Source organism: Rhodopirellula sp. UBA1907, from assembly GCF_002337565.1.
In the GTDB taxonomy this organism is placed as follows: Bacteria; Planctomycetota; Planctomycetia; order Pirellulales; family Pirellulaceae; genus Rhodopirellula; species Rhodopirellula europaea.
Genome location: NZ_DDGH01000092.1, coordinates 108,794 through 127,125 on the forward strand (window position 1 = coordinate 108,794; position 18,332 = coordinate 127,125).

Consider the following 18,332-nt stretch of genomic DNA (forward strand, 5'->3'; position numbering starts at 1 on the left):
CCAAAGGAATCAATATGAAACTAACCGATCGGCTAGTGGAACTGGTGCGAGCCTGTTTCACTGGCATCTGGGTCGAATCGCACGAGCACGACGATGCTTTGCTTGAAATCTCAAAACTTTGCCACGAACAGCAATGGATTCTCGCCACTTGGGACATTGACCAAGGCCTGCGTGTACCGGGAATCGCGTCAACCGATGACGGTGGGGCGTCTGACCCGTTAGCCGCGATCCACGCGATGAAGTCGCTGGGTTCCGATGACACCGCGTCTATCATCGTTCTGACAAACTTTCATCGCTTTCTGGGTTCCGCCGAGATCGTTCAGGCACTCGCACGGCAAATCGTTGATGGAAAGGCGAGCCGAACCATCTTCGTCGTTTTGTCGCCAGTCGTCCAAATCCCGATGGAACTCGAAAAGCTGTTCATCGTAATCGACCATCCGTTGCCGACCCGTGAGCAACTCAAAGAGATCGCCGAGGGCATAGCTACCGAAGACGGGGAACTTCCCGGCGCCGAAAGACTCGAAACCGTGCTCGACGCGGCGATGGGGCTGACTCGTTTGGAGGCTGAAAATGCATTCGGATTGAGTCTGGTTCGTGATTCAGTGATCTTGCCGGAATCGGTTTGGGAACTGAAGGCGAGCATGCTCAAAAAGTCTGGCCTGCTGCAACTCTACAAGAGCAGCGACGACTTCACATCGCTGGGTGGGCTGGACAGTTTGAAGGCGTTCTGCAAACGGTCATTGCTTCAACATGGGCGTGAGAACCCGTTGAAACGCCCTCGTGGCGTATTGTTGTTGGGGGTTCCAGGAACTGGCAAGTCCGCGTTTGCGAAAGCACTTGGCAAAGAGACAGGACGTCCCACGTTGATCCTCGACGTCGGGGCGTTGATGGGAAGCCTTGTCGGCCAAACGGAGCAAAACGTTCGGCGGGCGCTGCAGATCGCGGACGCTATGGCCCCCTGTATTCTGTTCATCGACGAGATCGAGAAGGCTCTGAGCGGGGCAGCGGGCTCGGGTCAAAACGATTCGGGTGTGTCCTCTCGCATGCTGGGCACATTGCTGAGCTGGATGAATGACCATACCTCGAACGTCTATCTGATCGCGACCTGCAACGATATTACGCGGATGCCTCCAGAGCTCTCCCGTGCCGAGCGGTTTGATGGAATCGTGTTCCTTGATCTGCCCCAGCGTGACCAGAAGGACCGAATTTGGAACCAATACATCACCATGTTCGGGCTAGAAGCGGAGCAAAAGCGTCCGGCTGACGAGAAATGGACCGGCGCGGAAATCCGTGCTTGCTGCCGGTTATCTGCGTTGCTTGATATTCCACTCTCGCAAGCGGGGCTGAACGTGGTTCCCGTAGCAGTAACGGCAACCGAGTCGGTTGACCGTTTGCGTCAATGGGCCAGCGGGCGTTGCTTGGATGCGGAGAAGTCTGGGATTTACCAACACGCTGCCAAACCCCAATCGCGGCGGCGGGTGTCGCGTTCCAATCCGTCTCAGAATTGAGGCGTTTGGACGCTCTCAATTTGTGAAACCAACTCTAACCAAGGAGAACCCATGAGCACCATGCTCGAAGATCCTGTGACTCAGAACCAATCATCGCATGGCACGCGGCTTCAATCCGAAACGACCGCCGTGCGATTGCACATCCGCTGGCCGGGCACTCGCAAGAGTCTCAGTCGCGATCAGAAACAACAAGCTGCCGGAGCGTTCGACGCCGATAGCCGCACGCTCTCAGCAGCCAAACGTCTGTTCGATACATCGCATCCGTCGTTCCGTGCCGTCTCGGCGATCAAAACGAGAGCGGGTTCCCTGTGGAAAGGGATGACGTTGCCGTACATCGAACCGGGCCTCCGGTTACTGCGACGGGGTGACGTTTCGGAATTCGACGAGCGCATGATCGTCATCCAAGCGGATCTTGGCGAAGCTGTTGGCGAACTCGACCGTTGCTTTGCGGAACTCGTCGATCAAGCCCGCACCCAACTTGGGCACTTGTTCGATCCGGCTGACTATCCCGCCTCCGTCTCGGATCTGTTCGCGATTTCTTGGGATTTTCCGTCCGTCACACCACCTGCATACCTGCGAACGGTCAATCCTGAACTTTACGAACAGGAGTGCCAGCGGGTGCAGGCGAAATTCGCTGAAGCGGTTGAACTGGCCGAGCAAACCTTCGCCGAAGAACTCTCGCAGTTAATTGGTCATTTGGCCGAGCGATTGTCTGGTTCGGTGGACGGCAAACCGAAAGTCTTTCGCGATTCGGCAATCTCGAATTTGAACGAATTTTTCGAGCGATTCCAGCATCTCAGCATTGGCAGCAATGACGATCTCGACCAATTGGTTGAAAATGCTCGGCAAATCATCAGTGGTGTCGACCCGCAAGACTTACGTGCCCGTTCGTCGATGCGTGATCGAATGGCTCGTTCCTTGACGAAAGTCGAAACGAGTCTCGATGAACTCATGACCGATCGCCCACGCCGAAACATCATTCGAGGCCCACGGTGAGTGCCATTGAATGGGTCGTGACCACCAACGGGGAAACCCGAATGGTGTTCGACGACCGCGTTGATCTTCGCTCGGTCGGCCGGATATCAATCCGGCGCGGCTCGCATGTTGAACCAACGCCGGTTGGTCACTGGACGGCCGATCTCTCACCAGTCGGCGGACCGATCCTCGGTCCGTTCGACAAACGATGCGAAGCCTTGGCGGCAGAGGTCGCTTGGCTTCATCGGAATTGGCTCATTCGGTCCACCGGATAGCCGTTCTTTAGCTAACTCTATTTTCCGAAGCCCCGTTCGTCTGACGCAAGTCAGGCGGGCGAGGCTTTTTTCGTTTCCCCCCTTCCGAAAGGAATTTCACCATGAACCAGAACGACCTCAATCGTGCCGTGGCAGCCGCCACCGGCGAAACCGTCTCGGCGATCAAACGCATCGGCTTTTTGATCAGCGAACCCAATGAACCCTTCGATGACCCGACCGATCCCGTGCACGGCGGCCGCGTCATCGACTGGGACGATTTCGAGTTCCTTCAAGATGAACCAGATGAAAGTTGCTTCATTCCCGAAGCCGCAATCGGCTGATGCGATGAAACCCCATCGCAATCAGCCTTTCTTCTTTGTTGCGAAACGCCACCGCTTTCCCGTTCGTGGACAGCGGCGGCTTCGCTTTCCCAAACGCAAAACGTTCTTCCAAAACCCCAAACCTAAAAGAGTCAAACATGAAAGTACTCCTGATTTCCAATGACGCTGGTGGATACGCACACAACGTCGAGGCACCCGATGGGACAACGGTCCAGCAAATGTTCGAGCGACACATCGGTTCGTTCCATGCGGATAACTATCGGATCCGAGTCAATCGGCAACCGGCAACGGCGGACCAGGTGCTACGCGATGGTGATCGCGTTAGCTTCACGCCCCTGAAGATCGAAGGCGCCGTCTGAGATTCGTTTTCATTCGCTCGGATGAGATGGTCGGTTTGCAAGTAGCTGACCGTCCCGTCCTGGCTTTTCAAGGAGCAACGCAATGAGAAATGAAATCAAGAAAAACTACCGGGCCGCCGTCGATATCTTGCAGTCGCTGCAAACGATTCGTAGTCCGAAGATTCATGATCCAAAATCGATGACGCCACTGGATGACTCTTTCACTCAGTGCCAGCGATGGCAACGAAAGTTGGATTTGGCAACTGACCGAAAATGGCATCACGCTGCGAAAGATGCCACCGAGCGACTTCGCGGCGCCCTCGACGTTCATCGGATGCGGGTAACGCACGCGATCGACGACCTGAAACGGAAATCACGGCCTACGGTCGAGCCCACTGCAAAACTGATTTTCAAAGAGATCGAGGCGCTGCGGGGAGAATTCGAGTCCGTGAAGATCGACCGTGCCAACCAACGACTGTCTGTTGAGACGTCGAGCATCACGCTCGAAGGCGTCTACCTCGGCAGTTTCGAGATTCGGTTGAATTGGAAGTACATCAAAGAGTCGTCTCCTTTCGATGTCTACGCGGTCGATCCGAATTGCCCAGCGTCAGGCGACAGTGTCACTCATCCGCATGTGCAGTCCGATTCACTTTGCGAAGGGGAAGGCTCGGACGCGATCCGGCGCGCACTCGATGAAGGCCGTCTCTATGACATTTTCTGCGTCGTCGATCACATTCTTCGCAACTACAACCCCGACTCGGCTTATGTCCAACTCGAGGACTGGAACGGAATCAACTGCCGAGCATGCGGCGATACCGTCGAGTCCGACCAGACAATCGCGTGCAGCAAATGTGAAACCGAATTGTGCGTGGAATGTAGCACGTGCTGCGATTCATGTTCGGACCGGTACTGCGAAGAATGCGTCTCGTCCTGCGAAAGCTGCGGCGACGACGTCTGCAAATCGTGCCTGAAGTCGTGTGACGACTGCGGCGAAAATTTCTGTCCCACCTGTCTGTATGAAGGAACCTGTGATGATTGCATCACCAAACAAAATGAAGAAAGCTCGAAATCGGAGTGCGAGCCCGCGAGTCCTGCGGTTCACGCCATACGCGATGGCAAAGTTGCTGTTCCTGCGTGACGTCGGGAACACCGAAGTCGGTGGTTTCGGCATTTCCAACGCGGACGACTTACTGCTGGTCGAAGACATTCAACTCGTCGAGCAAACCTGCACTGTCGTCTCGGTCGAATTCAACGACGACAGCGTTGCCGACTTTTTCGACAAACAAGTTGACACCGGTCGTCAGCCGGAACAGTTCGCGAGAATTTGGATTCACACGCATCCTGGTGCGTCGCCGTCTCCAAGCGGCACCGATGAAGAAACGTTCGATCGTTGTTTCGGCGGAGTCGATTGGGCGGTGATGCACATCATCGCCGAGGAGGGCAACACCTACACACGAACCCGCTTCAACGTCGGCCCCGGCACCGAACGACGTCTGCGGTCGTGCGTCGAGTTCGATCGCGAATTCCCGGCAACCGACCACGAATCGTGGTTCATCGAATACTGTGACAACGTGAAGGTCTACGATCCATTTTCGTCGCGTCACACCTTCGCTGACACAGATGAGGAGTCGGATTGGTGGGAACACGCTCCGTCGACTGCCGATCGCTGGAGCGACAGCCTGATCGAGGCGGGCCGATGATCGAAGCCGCAAACCGCTTCGAGCGTCAAAGTGAATTGGTTCCGGCGAACCGACTTGCTGAGGTTTCAGCCACGGTCATCGGCGTCGGTGCCATCGGTCGGCAAGTCGCTTTGCAACTCGCCGCAATTGGCACGCCACGCCTCCAGCTGATCGATTTTGATCACGTCGATCTGTCCAACACGACGACGCAAGGCTATCGGCATTACGAGATCGGCCGGTCCAAACCACTGTGCTGTGCCGATGCGATCCGTGAAATCGATCCAGTGATCGAGGTAACGCCGGTTGAAGATCGGTTCCGTCCTCGGCAGGAAATCGGTAGGTGCGTTTTCTGCTGCGTCGATTCAATCGCGTCACGATCGGCGATCTGGAAGGCAGTGGAAGGTCGAGCGGCGTTTTGGGTAGATGGTCGAATGCTGGGTGAAGTGATTCGCGTACTCGGAGCGAGCAATACTTTAACCTCGAACCACTACGCGACGACCCTGTTTACTCCATCCGAAGCGCAGGGAGGAACTTGCACTACCCGGAGCACGATTTATGCCGCGAGCATCGCGGCGGGATTGATGGTTCACCAGTTCACTCGATGGCTCCGCGAGCTTCCGATCGACTCGGATATGACGGTCAACTTATTGGCCGGTGAGTTGACGCTTACTGAAACAGCGTCGAACTGACATCGGAATCGAAAAAACATCGCTGGGCCGCCTGCCAAGGCGGCCCAGCCTGATTTTTTTTAGCTATCAGCCATTCTCAAACGATCCAACCATTTTGACGATAGTGTTTCCCGTTCATGTCTCCAGATCCATTCGTGTGGGCCTTCGCAGCACGGTAGCGAGGAGTTGTAAAAGGCAAGCACAACACGTACCCAAAGTCATGTCGCTTCGCGATCCACTCCTCCATCATCTCCGTGAACGCCGGCCGTCCTTCGGAGTTCAACCCCGACCGCCCTGCGTCGCAGAACTCGCGGATGATCTCGACCCCATGTTCGCGAGCCCAAGCCCGCACCTGATCCTGTTGAATCGGGATCGAGTTCTCTTGCCGGTCCTGGGCCGAGTGCCGGTAGTACGCCACGGCCAGCACCAGAGGCGGAGCGTCCGCATCCGGGATTTCAATTTCCCACCAATGACTCACGTCAAAGTCCTTTCGCACCTATCTAAGTCGTGGCCGCGAACCCAACGTTCGCGACACCGACAAGACAGTTACGAGAGCACCCCCACATGCCTCAAGCGGCTAAGTCACACCTGTCGCCCAGATTCCCGAGACTTTGTCACACGATGCGAAACCAACCGACAAACCCCAACAAAAACTTCTCGCCGACGGCCAACCCATCGGCGAGAATCAACGATTACAAAACCAACAACCACGCCTAATCAATAATCAACATCGTCTTCCCATTCTCCTCACAAACCGCAGCAAGCTCCGCACCTCCATCGTCAACCAAACGCCCCAACCGACTCCGATCAAAACAAATCACCGCATCAAAATCATCCCGCCGAGCGATCCACTCCTGGATCATCTCAACCAACCCCGGCCGATCCTCCGCCGTCGCCAACCCCGAGTCACAAAACTCCCGAACGATCCGCACCCCATTCACCGCCGCCCAACGCCGAACAAAATCACGTTGCACTTCAACCGATCGCCCCGCGTCATCCAGCGAAGACCGAAAGTAAGCCACCGCCCGAGTCCCAACCGACTCCACCGCCGGCACCAAATCCAACTTCAATTCATCAACCACGAGAACAACTCCCTCACAAAGCCAAGATCAAGCCGCCGACCCAACGCCAACGAACCCAACCCAACACTTACGAGAGCCCCCCAGCAGTCATCAAGCGGCGATGTAAATCGACCTCACCAAACCACTGCGCGCAGCATGGAAGAACCCCGGCAAGAAGGCTGTTCTATCTTCGTGATCAACCTCACGAAGGGCAAATAGAACCTGCTTCGCGTCAACTGACGGGCTTTTGCTTGTCACGAACCGCCGTCGCGACAATTGGGAGCAAAAGCGATAAAATCAGCATCCAAACGATTTCCAGGGGTGCAAGGCAGATGAATACAGCAATTCCCAATTTACCGAAACCTAGCGACAGGCGCCAGGGAGCGCTTCATGCCGGCATCCGCTATCAGTATCTCAAGACGATTCTCGCTTGGATCAGCCTGAAAGATCGTAACGGGTACGTTGTTTCAGAATGGATCGACGACGCTTTCGTTGCCGATCTTGGCACCGCAGTGATTTCCGACACCAAATACATCAATAGCGCGACCTCGCTGACATTGCGATCATCGACGGTGATGGATTGCCTTTGCAACGCATACGTGCATCTCATCGAGAACGAGCCCAGTGCCGAGGTTCGCTACGCAGTCACCACGAACCTGCCTGCGGGCAACGAAAGCCCGTCGTTGGCTGGGCTTGGAAAGAGCGGCTTGTTGGCGTGGACCGCCGCGCGAATGGGCGACAGTTCAAAACAAGATGCGATCATTCGTTTTCTGGTCGACGACTCAGCGGTTGCCCCAATGGTTAAGACCTACCTCCGGGCGAATCCTCCACAACAAGTCTGGGCCGACTTTCTTGGAAAAGTCTGTTTCGACCTTGAATCCGGCGACTTGCTACAAACGCACCAAGCGGTCGATGCAATTCTGAAAGAGCGATGCGAGCGTTATAGCCTGCCGCGAGTTGGCGTCCCAAGCTTTATTGAGCATTTGGAGTCGACTGTTTCTGACGCCGCAACGCGAAGTACTCCTAAGGCGACCGAGCCGCGCACCCTAACCCTTCCGATTTTTGAGGCGGAATGGGACAAGCACTTCATGGAAAAGAGCGTCTCTTACACCCAGTGGTGCAAAGAGACGTTCGGGACCGGACGATTCTTGGTGCTCGAAGAAGCCGACGATTGGCTCGACACGAAATTCGGCCTTGGATATTCACGACGGGAGATGATCGAGAAACGGATCGCCTACTTTTCAGGACGAGAGCTTGACTATCAAGCGAAGGCAATAGGCGAGTTGGTTGGCAGAGATCTAGGAGGCGACGCTGCCATCAGCGGAAACGTTGGTTCTGGGAAAACGCTGCTTGCTGCATCAATCGGTGTGCAGCTTTCCAATCAGGCATACCAACTCTACTTCGCTTCGATCAGTCCAGAAACACAGCCCAGTGAGTTGATCGCGGACATTCAGTTTGCTCAGGAAAGGAGCAGGGTTCCGATCGTGGTCATTCTTGACGACTGCCATCGAAATTTCGATGTCCTCGTCGGACTTCGGTTGAGACGAAAACGAATCAAGCTGCCTGCAATTCTGTTCGTAGCAAACGACCAAGATCTGTTCCTGCGAGCACACGACGAGATCGAGTACAACGATGTACTTGACCTGTTCGGTGAAGACAAAGTTCATCTCTCCACGAATCTAACCAATCCTGAATTCGACGAAAAGGTTTCGGGTATCATTAACTCGTGGATCCGCGCTCACCCCGATCATCAACTGCAATCGCCAAGTGAGAGTGAGATTAAGAAGATCGCTTCAGAAGCACATGGCAATCTCGGTAGCCTCAAAGCTGCCCTGGCCGACTGGGACGGGAACGCGTCGCTGCGGCAGCTTGTAGAAGAGAAGGCGAGAGGACTTGTGTATCATCGTTTTCTGTCGGAGGAGCGAACAACCGAATCGGAACGAAGCCTTCTTCTGCAAACCGCAGCTGTCGCGTCGTACGATGTCGATTTTAGTATTCCGAATTCTTTGCGTGATACAGCTACGACCCTCCGAGAACGAGGGCTACTAGAAAAGACCAGTCGCGACAGATTCCGCTTTATGGACTCTTCACGCCCAAACCAGTTGATTGACACATATTTGCATCAGCGGAAAGACGCCGAACGCGTTTTCGCGCGGCTCCTCGGAAAATACATCGAATCCCACGAGACACTACCGCCCAATGCGGGACAGTTGCTTCTAGCGGTTGGGAGTGAACGAAGTGAAGATGTGATCGAAACCCTGTTTGGCCAGCGAGACAGTCTTAGCAGAATCGAGGAGTTCCTCGCCGCGGCACCGTCAAATCGAACGGCGATCGAGTTCCTGTTTCGAGTTCGAGACATTCTTGATCGCCCAACGCTTCGACGTCTGTTCTCGGCGCAGCTTGTCGATTTGCCAGAACGCTTCTCCGCACTCGCTGAACAGGGCGATGCATTGCTTCTGTGGACGAAGAGCCTTCGCTTAAGTTCGTATTGCGATGAGAGGGCCGTCGACCGTCTACATCAAGCTGTCGATGCCGATCTAGTCGAGAGCCTTGTCCGGTCATCGGGCTTCCACCAACTTGCCTATTGCGTTTGGACGCTGAGTGACATCAACCGTGAAGAGGCAAAGTTCATTCTGGAAAATGCTTATTCCAGCCTGCTAGTGGATTCTGCCACGGAGCTACCTCCGCACGACTTTGTTCGAGCGATCAGGCGACTCCGCGAAGTTGACGTGGAATGGACTCGACGGTTTTGCAATGAAACAGCGGGAGATCGGGACGGACCGTTTTTCGGACTGCTTTGCCTTGCGGTCGACGACTTTGCTTCAGCGATCGGAGAATTGAACTGGTGCGATGAACTATCGGTAAAGAAATTCCTTCACGCCGTCGAAGACGACGACCTTAAGCGATTCACCGCTCGGAGCAGCGCTGCGTCGCTCGCGATTGCGGCAAGCACGTTCAAGGACGTTGATCGTTTGTTCGCAAAACGATTTCTCGATAAAGCCACAAAACCTGGAACTGAATCGCCGTTCTCAAGGCAGGCAATCAGCAACCTCGGCAACTCTCTTTCGGAATTGTATCGAGTCTCGGACGGCAAGGCCCGAGCAGAATTGAGAAGATACTCCGATGACGATCTGCTTGCGTGGGCGAGAGCGGCACCACTTTTCAAACTCGGCAAGACATTTGCCGAACTGGGAAAGATAGACGCTCGGCGGGTAAAGCGTTTGTTTGAACAAATCGGATACCGCAACTTGGCTGAGAAGGCGCGAGGCTGCGAAAACGTTGGGTATCTGACGAAGGCACTCAGCGAACTGTCTGGAATCGACAATGAACGAGCCTGCTTTATCCTCGATTCAGTCGATGATTACACGCTAATTGAAATGTTCCGTGTTTGCAGCGTTGATTCCCTGGGGAGATCACTTCGCGAGATTCAGAACGTCGACAAAAAGCAGGCGGAGTGGATTGCCAGGCAGATGCACCCAGCTGACATTGCCGAATCGTATCGAGAAGTTAGCCTGCGTAACCTTGGCCACTACCTTTCCGAAGTTCGCTCTGTCAGTCCACGACTCTCTAGGGACATTCTTGACTGCCTCGACGAAGATGCTTTAGTTAAAATGGTTAGGAGCGAACCAAGCCTTGGCGAACTATTTGCCGCGATCGCCAAAATCCATGGTGTGGAAGGTCGATCGAAACGCAAGCTCGGCAAGACGACCAAGACATTGCTGGCTGAAGCAGAGAATCGCTTTCCAGTCATCGCTATTCAAAAGCGATGTCGCTTTGAGGAGATTTCCAACGGGCTACGAGCAGCGAATCGGATCGACAGCGGTGTCGCAAAACGACTTTTCCGTTCACTGTCGTTCTCACGTCTGGAAGCGAAGCTTCGATCCGAGCAAGTAGAAAAAGTTCTCGTCGCCCTCGGCAGCTTGTCCAAGATCGACCGCGACATCTGCTCCGATCTTCTGGACCAAATTATCGACCAGCGATTCATTGAAAAAGCAAAATCATTGGCCCCAGACCGGCTCGCCAGCGCTATCAATAGCGTTGCACAGGTTTCCGGCGAACAGGCTCACAAGATCGTCGAAGCGATCGAACCAGAGTCATTCCGAAAGTCGTTCGTCGCAATGGACACCGGCCGTCAAACACAAGTCGGACGCAAATTGGTTGCATTCTCGCCGGTCCAAGCCGAACGACTGCTCGGCAACTATGCTCCAGGAGCAAGTAACCCCAAGAGGAAAAACAAGAAGGGACGGCGTAGAGACCAAGGCAAGCGACTTCCGAGTTGAATGTTTCGGTCGTGCCCGACCATCGCGAGGTGCAGTGTTCTTCCAAAGTATTTAGGTTTGGGAGACGGTCGGCGTTTGGGATCCTGCCACTCCCAATTCTGCAGACGATGACTCCACCAGCTCGAAGGTCTTCCACGAAATCCGTATGTCGTGCGAGTGTTGGCGTGCTTTCGCGTGGCAGATACAATTTGCGTCCCGAATTCTTGGCTCAACAGCAAAAATGAATACAAACCTCGATTCTGACATCAACGATCAACCACTCTCAGACCATATCGACGTTAGCGGCTTGGTTCAAAAAGTCTTGGATCATTTCTCAGTTCACACGGTGTCAGATCTCTGTGGTTTAGACATAGATGTCGTCGCCAAAGAAAAAGGGGTCGGAGTTAAAAAGGTCGAAACCATACGTACCCTGATTGAGCAGGCACAACAGTTAGCAGGCTTCACGCCGCCTGATTTGCGATCCGAACGTATCCAACACTTCAGTACGGATGTCCGTCTGGATCAGCCGCTTCTTTACGTCCCTAGTTTTCTGAAAGAAAGTTTTCGCCGGTTGGAGATCGACACGGTATCAAAGTTGCTTCGCCTTGAAGAAGCTGATTTGGCGGGCTTGCCATCATGGGGTGAAAAGAAATCATTAGCAGCACTCGCCCTTCGTGATCTGTATCAAACTCTTCTCAGCAATGCCGACCCAGACCCAAATGCTTCCCTATCTTCATTTGTCCCCAAGCCGGTGCTACCCGACAACTCATTAGCATCGCTATCACTCCAGAGTTTTATTGAATGCAGCGATCAGCCATCTTTAAAGGGAAAGGCCATTCAGGAAACACTCGATCTTCGTTCGTTGCTACGACTATGGATTCATCGAGACGAGCATGAAGAGGACTTTGCCGACTTAGACTGGCGGGACGTTCCGTTACAGATCAATAGTCGTGTTCGGGACTTTCTTGACAAACACAGCTTGCAGGCCATTGGCGATCTTGAGCAATTGGCAACCCGTGGTTGGCTGACGCATCCTTCGAATGGCAGCAGAGTGAGCGCCATCGACGCTGACAACTTCGGTGGCTCATCGCTCGAAAGTCTCCGTAACGAAGTTGTGCGATTGAAAGCAGATGGTCTCAGAAAATATCGCGGAAAGATTATCTGCGATATTGAGAGCCTTGAGCCGGCAGACTGGGCCTGGGAATCTGTACCGTTGCGGCTTCGTGCCAAAGCGCAGACGTTGTTACGAAAATGTCAAGTCAGCAAAATCGCCGATGTGCATCGCGCTGCAGTACGCTCGCAACTCCCATGTCCTGAAACAGCGACATGGAAAAACGTAGGTGAACTTGATGGCTTTACCGAAGCAATCGTTGAAGAGTTGCGTCGTGAGCTAAACCGACTGGCGAAATCAGGTCTTGACGTTTACCGTTTTGGTGAGGGAGGCCCACCGAAGGACGCGACTGAGTTTGTCGCACGGGTGCGAGAGCTTCTGGATTCGCGTGCCGTTTCGATGCTCCAGGACTCATTGGAGGGCCGCACTTTTGATGATATTGGCGACGAGCATGAAATTACGCGGGCTCGGGCACAACAGATTGTTTCCACGTCGCTTAAAAAGCTGCACGTGTTTCAAGATGTCGCGAATACGTTTTTGGAGCCAGCTCTACCCTTGCTCGACCTGCGATTGTACGTTCCGATTCATGAATTGGCAGAGTTGACTCAATGCCAGCAGGCCTGGGAAGTCAGGCTGTTAATCACCGTATCGGAGTTCGACTGGTCAACCAGCGACACTCGTGGCGTTTGTCAGTTCCCCAGCAAGACCATCGACGATTTCTACAGGGCGTTAAAGACACTCGCCAACGGGACAAGCGGTTTCGACTTTTCGAAAATCAAGTCAGTTGGTGACCTCGTCGACGCCCATCAAATGGCTGCCGGAAAACAATCTGATCTGACGGAACGTTTGGCTGCGATTGCTGAAAAGGCGTTTCCACCAGACGCATGTCATCTATTGCTAGGTGAAGACTGGATCAAGAACGTCGTGCGGGCGCAACTTGTTGCAGCGGGCGTTAACGGTCTGGCGTTTGACCAGATCGACACGGGCGGATTCGTGAAATCTGCGTCAGAGCTTGCTGCGCTGCTCGGATCCGACGCGGATCATTCTGAAAGCGGCCGATTTCGCAGGCCGGGTGCCCTTTATAGCCGGGCCGACGAGCTAGTTAATATCATACGAGATGCGGGCAATTCTATTGGCATCGAGGAAATCGTCCAACAAAGTGAACGAAAGTGGCATCAGTCAGTTCTAGTCGGGCGGTATTTGAGTCAACTTCACTCGATCCTAACGACGGCACGCGGCCAGTACATTCACATTGACTCTCTTGGTATTTCACTCGATGAGGTTCAAGCGATAGCGAACTGGGGTGCAGAACTGCTGGCAGGTGAGAGCAAGGTAATTGACGGTGAGGATTTATTCGATCTGTTTTCTTCGTCGCAGTTCGCGAACAAGTTGGGCAACGCCTATCAGCTAGTCTCGATAGTGGCGAAGCATCCTGATGTACGCAGGCTCTCGAATAATCTCCAACTTGCTCATCGTGATAGTTTTGATGAATCTGAGCTTTCTTTAGAGAAAGCCGATCCAGAAATTGCGTCTCAGTGGCATCCGTCCAAGAACGGTAGCCTGACTCCGGCCGATGTGCGCCCGAACTCGTTTAAGCCGCGTTGGTGGATGTGCGAGCAACAGCATGAGTTTGAGGCGATGCCGGTATACCGCACCCGTATGGTACGCGGTTGCCCCGGATGCCAAGAACGTTGGAACTTGGAGAAGCTGAGACACTTCGTAACGTCGCTTCGTCAGCACCTCGATACTTTCACGCCCGCAGAACTTTACGTAATTTTTCAGCAGAGTGGGCTACTGAACCGCGGGGGCCGTGCAAAAGGGTTCGTGAAGTCACTCGCAACGGGTCGCTTTCCTCGGGGGGAGCTTGATAAGTTTATCGCCGGCGAAGAATCGCTGGTCGATGAATTCATCTCGGATGATGAGATTGACTTAGAGTCGTTGGATTTACTGGTTGGCGACGATGACAACCTCAACGATTCACAAGACGAAATTGAAACGACTGAACCGGAACCGTCCACGCCTCAAAAACTTCCCGAAGTCACCGCAAAGGCAGCGTTGGACGCGATGGATTCTCCTGTCATCGCATCGACGGATGCGGAGGCTGCTGAGTTCCTAGTGGCTTCAGCGAAAGCCAAGATTTGGAGCCACGCATTTCGAGATGAAGAAGCGGCTTTGTCGGAGGTAAACACGCCGCATGAAAGTGAGTATGGAAGTCGCGTCAAAACAGAGTTCTTGCATGAGTATTCCGAAGCGAAATCTCTTGAGACACCGAACGGCTACTCGTTCTCCATAGGTGGCGACATCACGCAGCCCAACTTGATGCAGAGGCATGTCGCGGCCAAGGTTCGTGATCGACTTCGATTTGGCAATTGGTCGGGTACTGGTGCAGGCAAAACGCTTTCCGCCGTGCTGGCTACCAGAGTTTGCAATGCTTCTCTTACTGTCGTTTGCTGCCCCAATGCGGTAGTCGGCTCGGAGCAATCGGGCTGGCGTGGCGAGATTCAGTCCATCTTCCCGGACAGTGACGTGACTTTCAAAACGTGGGAGCCAGTTTGGCGATCTGGATCAACTCACCGATATCTCGTGATGAATTACGAGCAGTTCCAACAACCAGGTTCGGAAGCACAGCTCAAATGGTTTCTCGATCACAACGAGATTGACTTTATCGTTATCGACGAAGTTCACTACGCAAAGCAGCGCTACGCTGATCAGATGTCGCAACGCAAACGACTGCTGCAAGCCATGGTTGCTGAGGCAGGCAGTAAGAATCAGCAATTGCGTGTGCTCGGTTTGTCGGCCACGCCGGTTATCAACAACCTGCAAGAAGGACGCAGCCTGATCGAAATGATAACGGGGGTCGAGCACGATGATCTGCCGACGAAGGCCAGTGTGCCGAACTGCATGCGTTTGCACCAGCAACTCGCCACACTTGGAACGAGATGGCGACCCGAATACGAGTCATCGTTAAAGATCGAGACACCGGAGTTGGATTGCAGCAGCGTTCTAGACGAAATCCATTCACTTGGAGCCAACCCATCTCCACTTCAGATCGAAAAACTCCTCACACAAGTTCGTATACCTGAGATTTTGGAGGCGATCAAGCGACCGGGGCGCAGTTTGGTTTACACCCATTACGTGGACGAAATCGACAAGCTTCTCTACGAAGCAATCACGAATGCGGGTTTCCGATGCGGGTTTTACACTGGCGAATCCAAGGATGGGCTTCAGCCATTTAAAGACGGAATACTCGACGTCTTGATCGGCTCAAGTTCAATTGGCACCGGAGTGGATGGATTGCAGCATGTCTGCGACCGCTTGATTATCAACTCTTTGCCTTGGACCAACGCGGAGTACGAACAGCTTATCGGTCGTATTTGGCGGCAGGGTCAAGCATCTGCTACGGTAGAAGTGATCGTTCCAGTAACCTATGCCAACATCGGAGGCGAGCGATGGTCCTACTGTGGATCGAAGCTCCAGAGGATTCGATATAAGAAGTCGATTGCTGACGCAGCCGTCGACGGTGCTGTTCCTGAAGGAAATCTCCGCACGCCCGCGCAGGCCCAAAAGGATGTTCTGGAATGGCTCAAAAGGCTCGAAGCTGGTGAGGAACAGACTGTCGAGCGAAGAACGATTGTCGTTCCACTTTCCGACTTTGGTGATCGCGCCGAAAAACGTCTTGCGCGTTACGGCGATTTCTCGACGATGAACAACCGATGGAACGCTGCCAACAGCTCTACACTAGCAACGAAACTTGATGAAAACCCTGAAGAGTGGGAGCAGTACCACACTCTCTATCGCAACGCCCGTGAAAGCTGGCCAGTCGTTCCGTTTGAGGAGATTGCTCGATGGTGTAACAAGCGCGAAGGCTACATCGTTGCAGATTTTGGTTGTGGCGAAGCAATGTTGGCAAAAGCAATCAATGAGAAACACATCGTCCATAGCTTCGACCATGTTGCAATTGACGAAACCGTTATTCAGTGCGACATGAGCAAAACGCCACTCGACGACGAGTCGGTTGACGTTGTAGCATTCTCGTTGTCGCTAATGGGGAACAACTTTACCGACTACTTGCGTGAATCGCACCGAATATTGAAGATCGACGGGCACATACATATCTGGGAGGCGGAGAGTCGCTTCGATGATGTCAATCGTTTTGCTTCGGATCTTGAAAAACTCGGCTTCCAGATTTTCAAACCAAAATCGAAAGCTCAATTTGTTCATTTTGAGGGAAGAAAAACAGAACGATCGCCAGACGAAGTGATAACGCTTTCATTCAGGGCTTAGCCTAAACCAGTAGCATCGCTTCGTTTCGCCTTAGTAGTGACGGGCTGACGTCGCTAAGTTCCGTTCTGTTTATTGCTTGGGTTCCAATGCCGACGCTCATTCCGCTGCTAGAAGCCGATTGAGTGGTTTCTGCGTGACATCGGTCGAGACGATCCCAGCATCGTCAGAATGTCTTCGATTGTGACCGTCCGGTCTGATGGCGATTTGCGGAGCGTGGCTGCGAGAATGTTGCGAAGTACGTCGGGGATTGCTTCGTTTGCAGGGACTTCTGGATCGAGATCCGAGAGCGTTGACGCTAGCGATTCTTCGTGACTTGTGCCGTTATTCTGTGGCCTTCGGAAGATGAGCCAGTGAAGGAGACCACCAATCGCGTAAATGTCGGTCTTGGGGCCGATCGAACCGAACGCTGGGTCGATTTGCTCGGGAGCCGCGAAGCCCGGTGTTCCTCCGAGGACTTGCGATGATGAACCCGCGGACGCTTGTGAAAAACCAAAGTCGGTGATCGTGATTCGATCGTTTGTATCGACAAGGATGTTGCTCGGTGTGAGGTCGCCGTGGATCAGGCCGGCTTGATGCACGGCCGCGATGGCATCGCAGATTTGCTGGAGCCAATGGACGATCTGATTCGGTGTGACGTCGGTAGCGTCTTGCAATGAATGCCCGTCAATCCACTCGCTGATGACATACGGGCCACCGTGCGGTGATTCGCCGTAACTGAGGTAGCGGATGACGCCTGGATGTTTAATTTGCGAGGCGAGGTTGATTTCGTTTAGGAATGACCGGCGAGCCGCTTCGTTCTGCCAGAACGCCTTGCGAAGGAATTTGACGGCGACGGTTTCGCCATCGGCTTGCATGCTCGCACGATAGACCTTGCCGAAACCACCGCTGCCAATCAATTTGCCGAGCACGAACTCGTTGTAGTTCACTCGCGGCAACGTCGGCGGACTGTTTGCCGTGTGTGCGGTTTCGTTCGTGCTGGCGACGTTTGGGGCGAGTCGTTCGCGAACACGCGACAGCTGGCGACGGACGGTTCGCTCGTCGATGCCAAGCGACTCGGCAAGCTCTCGATGCGTTTGGCCGGCCAGGATACCTTCGACGATCACAAACAGATCGCCCGGTAATTCGGCCTTCAACGTCGCTAGGAATGCATCCGCCTCATCTTCGGATTCCGAGTCATGGTTGCCGATAATTTGTGGTTGGAGGCTGTCGAGGGGGACACGAACCTGATCGCCGCCACGTTTGACCGCTGATTGCCGCTCAATCGAACGAGCCATCTTTCGGCGAGCAAAGGTCGCGAGCAGACGCCACAGCGAAACACTGCGACTAACTTCGATGCGACTGTGCCTGGCTGCGTCGAAGAAGCTGCCCATCGCCGATTGAACGACGTCGTTTGGATCAATCGAGGCTCTGTACCTCCGATTCAGCCGGCTAGAGACCAGGGCCACCAATCGAATGGCGTAGCGATCAAACAGGACTTCGGCGGCTCGCTCGTCGCCCGCTTTCCACTCGCGCAGCAACCAGCCATCCGGTCGATCGGTGAACGATTCGGGGATTCTTGGATTTTCTTCGGGGCTACTGTCCGGTTCCAAACTCGCTTTCTCACTTCCTTAGTGGCACGGTGGTCCTCCACCGTGATTCGATTTCACGCGGTGGAGACCACCGTTCTACTTTAGGAGACACGAAGATGGCGATGGTGGTGACTCAACCCTGCATTGGGTGCAAAGACAAAGCGTGCTTGCCGGCTTGCCCGGTCGAATGCTTTCACGAGGACGACACAATGGTTTACATCGACCCCGATGAATGCATCGACTGCGGCGTCTGCGAGCCTGAGTGCCCCGCCGATGCGATCCGCCC

The 18,332-nt window shown here is 54.0% G+C and carries 13 protein-coding genes; 10 read left to right on the plus strand and 3 right to left on the minus strand.

All coding sequences use genetic code 11. The features are described from left to right. Positions 1–14: 14 nt before the first annotated feature. The 7 genes from B2R17_RS21365 (at position 15) to B2R17_RS21400 (ending at position 5,784) form a co-directional block, all read left to right on the plus strand. Positions 15–1,508: an AAA family ATPase gene (locus B2R17_RS21365; protein WP_286765574.1), complete on the plus strand. Its 1,494-nt coding sequence runs from the start codon at positions 15–17 to the stop codon at positions 1,506–1,508. 51 nt (positions 1,509–1,559) lie between these two features. Next, entirely contained in the window at positions 1,560–2,504 is a 945-nt protein-coding gene (locus B2R17_RS21370; RefSeq protein WP_286765575.1) for a hypothetical protein, read from the plus strand. Between the two features lie 355 nt (positions 2,505–2,859). Then, positions 2,860–3,078, plus strand: a complete 219-nt coding sequence (locus tag B2R17_RS21380; protein WP_286765576.1) for a hypothetical protein — start codon at positions 2,860–2,862, stop codon at positions 3,076–3,078. A gap of 137 nt (positions 3,079–3,215) precedes the next feature. Next, entirely contained in the window at positions 3,216–3,437 is a 222-nt protein-coding gene (locus B2R17_RS21385; protein WP_286765577.1) for a MoaD/ThiS family protein, read from the plus strand. Between the two features lie 82 nt (positions 3,438–3,519). Next, positions 3,520–4,554, plus strand: a complete 1,035-nt coding sequence (locus tag B2R17_RS21390; protein ID WP_286765578.1) for a hypothetical protein — start codon at positions 3,520–3,522, stop codon at positions 4,552–4,554. Then, on the plus strand, positions 4,529–5,116 hold the full coding sequence (locus B2R17_RS21395; RefSeq protein ID WP_286765579.1) for a hypothetical protein: 588 nt from the start codon (positions 4,529–4,531) through the stop codon (positions 5,114–5,116). Before B2R17_RS21390 ends, B2R17_RS21395 begins: the two co-directional genes overlap by 26 nt. Continuing rightward, the gene (locus B2R17_RS21400; RefSeq protein ID WP_286765580.1) at positions 5,113–5,784 is read left to right on the plus strand and encodes a ThiF family adenylyltransferase; all 672 of its coding nucleotides are present in this window, start codon (positions 5,113–5,115) and stop codon (positions 5,782–5,784) included. Before B2R17_RS21395 ends, B2R17_RS21400 begins: the two co-directional genes overlap by 4 nt. A gap of 76 nt (positions 5,785–5,860) precedes the next feature. Here the strand turns inward: B2R17_RS21400 and B2R17_RS21405 are convergent, their stop codons facing one another. Together B2R17_RS21405 and B2R17_RS21410 are read right to left on the minus strand one after the other, a co-directional pair. Next, positions 5,861–6,241: a recombinase family protein gene (locus B2R17_RS21405; RefSeq protein WP_286765581.1), complete on the minus strand. Its 381-nt coding sequence runs from the start codon at positions 6,239–6,241 to the stop codon at positions 5,861–5,863. Between the two features lie 235 nt (positions 6,242–6,476). After that, the gene (locus B2R17_RS21410) at positions 6,477–6,845 is read right to left on the minus strand and encodes a recombinase family protein (RefSeq protein WP_286765582.1); all 369 of its coding nucleotides are present in this window, start codon (positions 6,843–6,845) and stop codon (positions 6,477–6,479) included. 311 nt (positions 6,846–7,156) lie between these two features. Between B2R17_RS21410 and B2R17_RS21415 the strand changes: the two genes are divergently transcribed. Together B2R17_RS21415 and B2R17_RS21420 are read left to right on the plus strand one after the other, a co-directional pair. Continuing rightward, positions 7,157–11,104, plus strand: a complete 3,948-nt coding sequence (locus B2R17_RS21415) for a hypothetical protein (RefSeq protein ID WP_286765583.1) — start codon at positions 7,157–7,159, stop codon at positions 11,102–11,104. A 220-nt stretch (positions 11,105–11,324) separates the two neighbouring features. After that, positions 11,325–16,478, plus strand: a complete 5,154-nt coding sequence (locus B2R17_RS21420; protein WP_286765584.1) for a zinc-ribbon domain-containing protein — start codon at positions 11,325–11,327, stop codon at positions 16,476–16,478. A 107-nt stretch (positions 16,479–16,585) separates the two neighbouring features. Here B2R17_RS21420 and B2R17_RS21425 read toward each other — a convergent pair whose 3' ends face one another. Beyond that, positions 16,586–18,067, minus strand: a complete 1,482-nt coding sequence (locus tag B2R17_RS21425; protein ID WP_286765585.1) for a protein kinase domain-containing protein — start codon at positions 18,065–18,067, stop codon at positions 16,586–16,588. 95 nt (positions 18,068–18,162) lie between these two features. Between B2R17_RS21425 and B2R17_RS21430 the strand changes: the two genes are divergently transcribed. Continuing rightward, a partial coding sequence (locus tag B2R17_RS21430; protein ID WP_414707388.1) for an indolepyruvate ferredoxin oxidoreductase subunit alpha occupies positions 18,163–18,332 on the plus strand: 170 nt, incomplete at its 3' end.

Coding starts and splice junctions, on each gene's coding strand:
- B2R17_RS21365 (WP_286765574.1), top strand. CDS start 15: ATGAAACTAACCGATCGGCTAGTGGAACTGGTGCGAGCCTGTTTCACT.
- B2R17_RS21370 (WP_286765575.1), top strand. CDS start 1,560: ATGAGCACCATGCTCGAAGATCCTGTGACTCAGAACCAATCATCGCAT.
- B2R17_RS21380 (WP_286765576.1), top strand. CDS start 2,860: ATGAACCAGAACGACCTCAATCGTGCCGTGGCAGCCGCCACCGGCGAA.
- B2R17_RS21385 (WP_286765577.1), top strand. CDS start 3,216: ATGAAAGTACTCCTGATTTCCAATGACGCTGGTGGATACGCACACAAC.
- B2R17_RS21390 (WP_286765578.1), top strand. CDS start 3,520: ATGAGAAATGAAATCAAGAAAAACTACCGGGCCGCCGTCGATATCTTG.
- B2R17_RS21395 (WP_286765579.1), top strand. CDS start 4,529: ATGGCAAAGTTGCTGTTCCTGCGTGACGTCGGGAACACCGAAGTCGGT.
- B2R17_RS21400 (WP_286765580.1), top strand. CDS start 5,113: ATGATCGAAGCCGCAAACCGCTTCGAGCGTCAAAGTGAATTGGTTCCG.
- B2R17_RS21415 (WP_286765583.1), top strand. CDS start 7,157: ATGAATACAGCAATTCCCAATTTACCGAAACCTAGCGACAGGCGCCAG.
- B2R17_RS21420 (WP_286765584.1), top strand. CDS start 11,325: ATGAATACAAACCTCGATTCTGACATCAACGATCAACCACTCTCAGAC.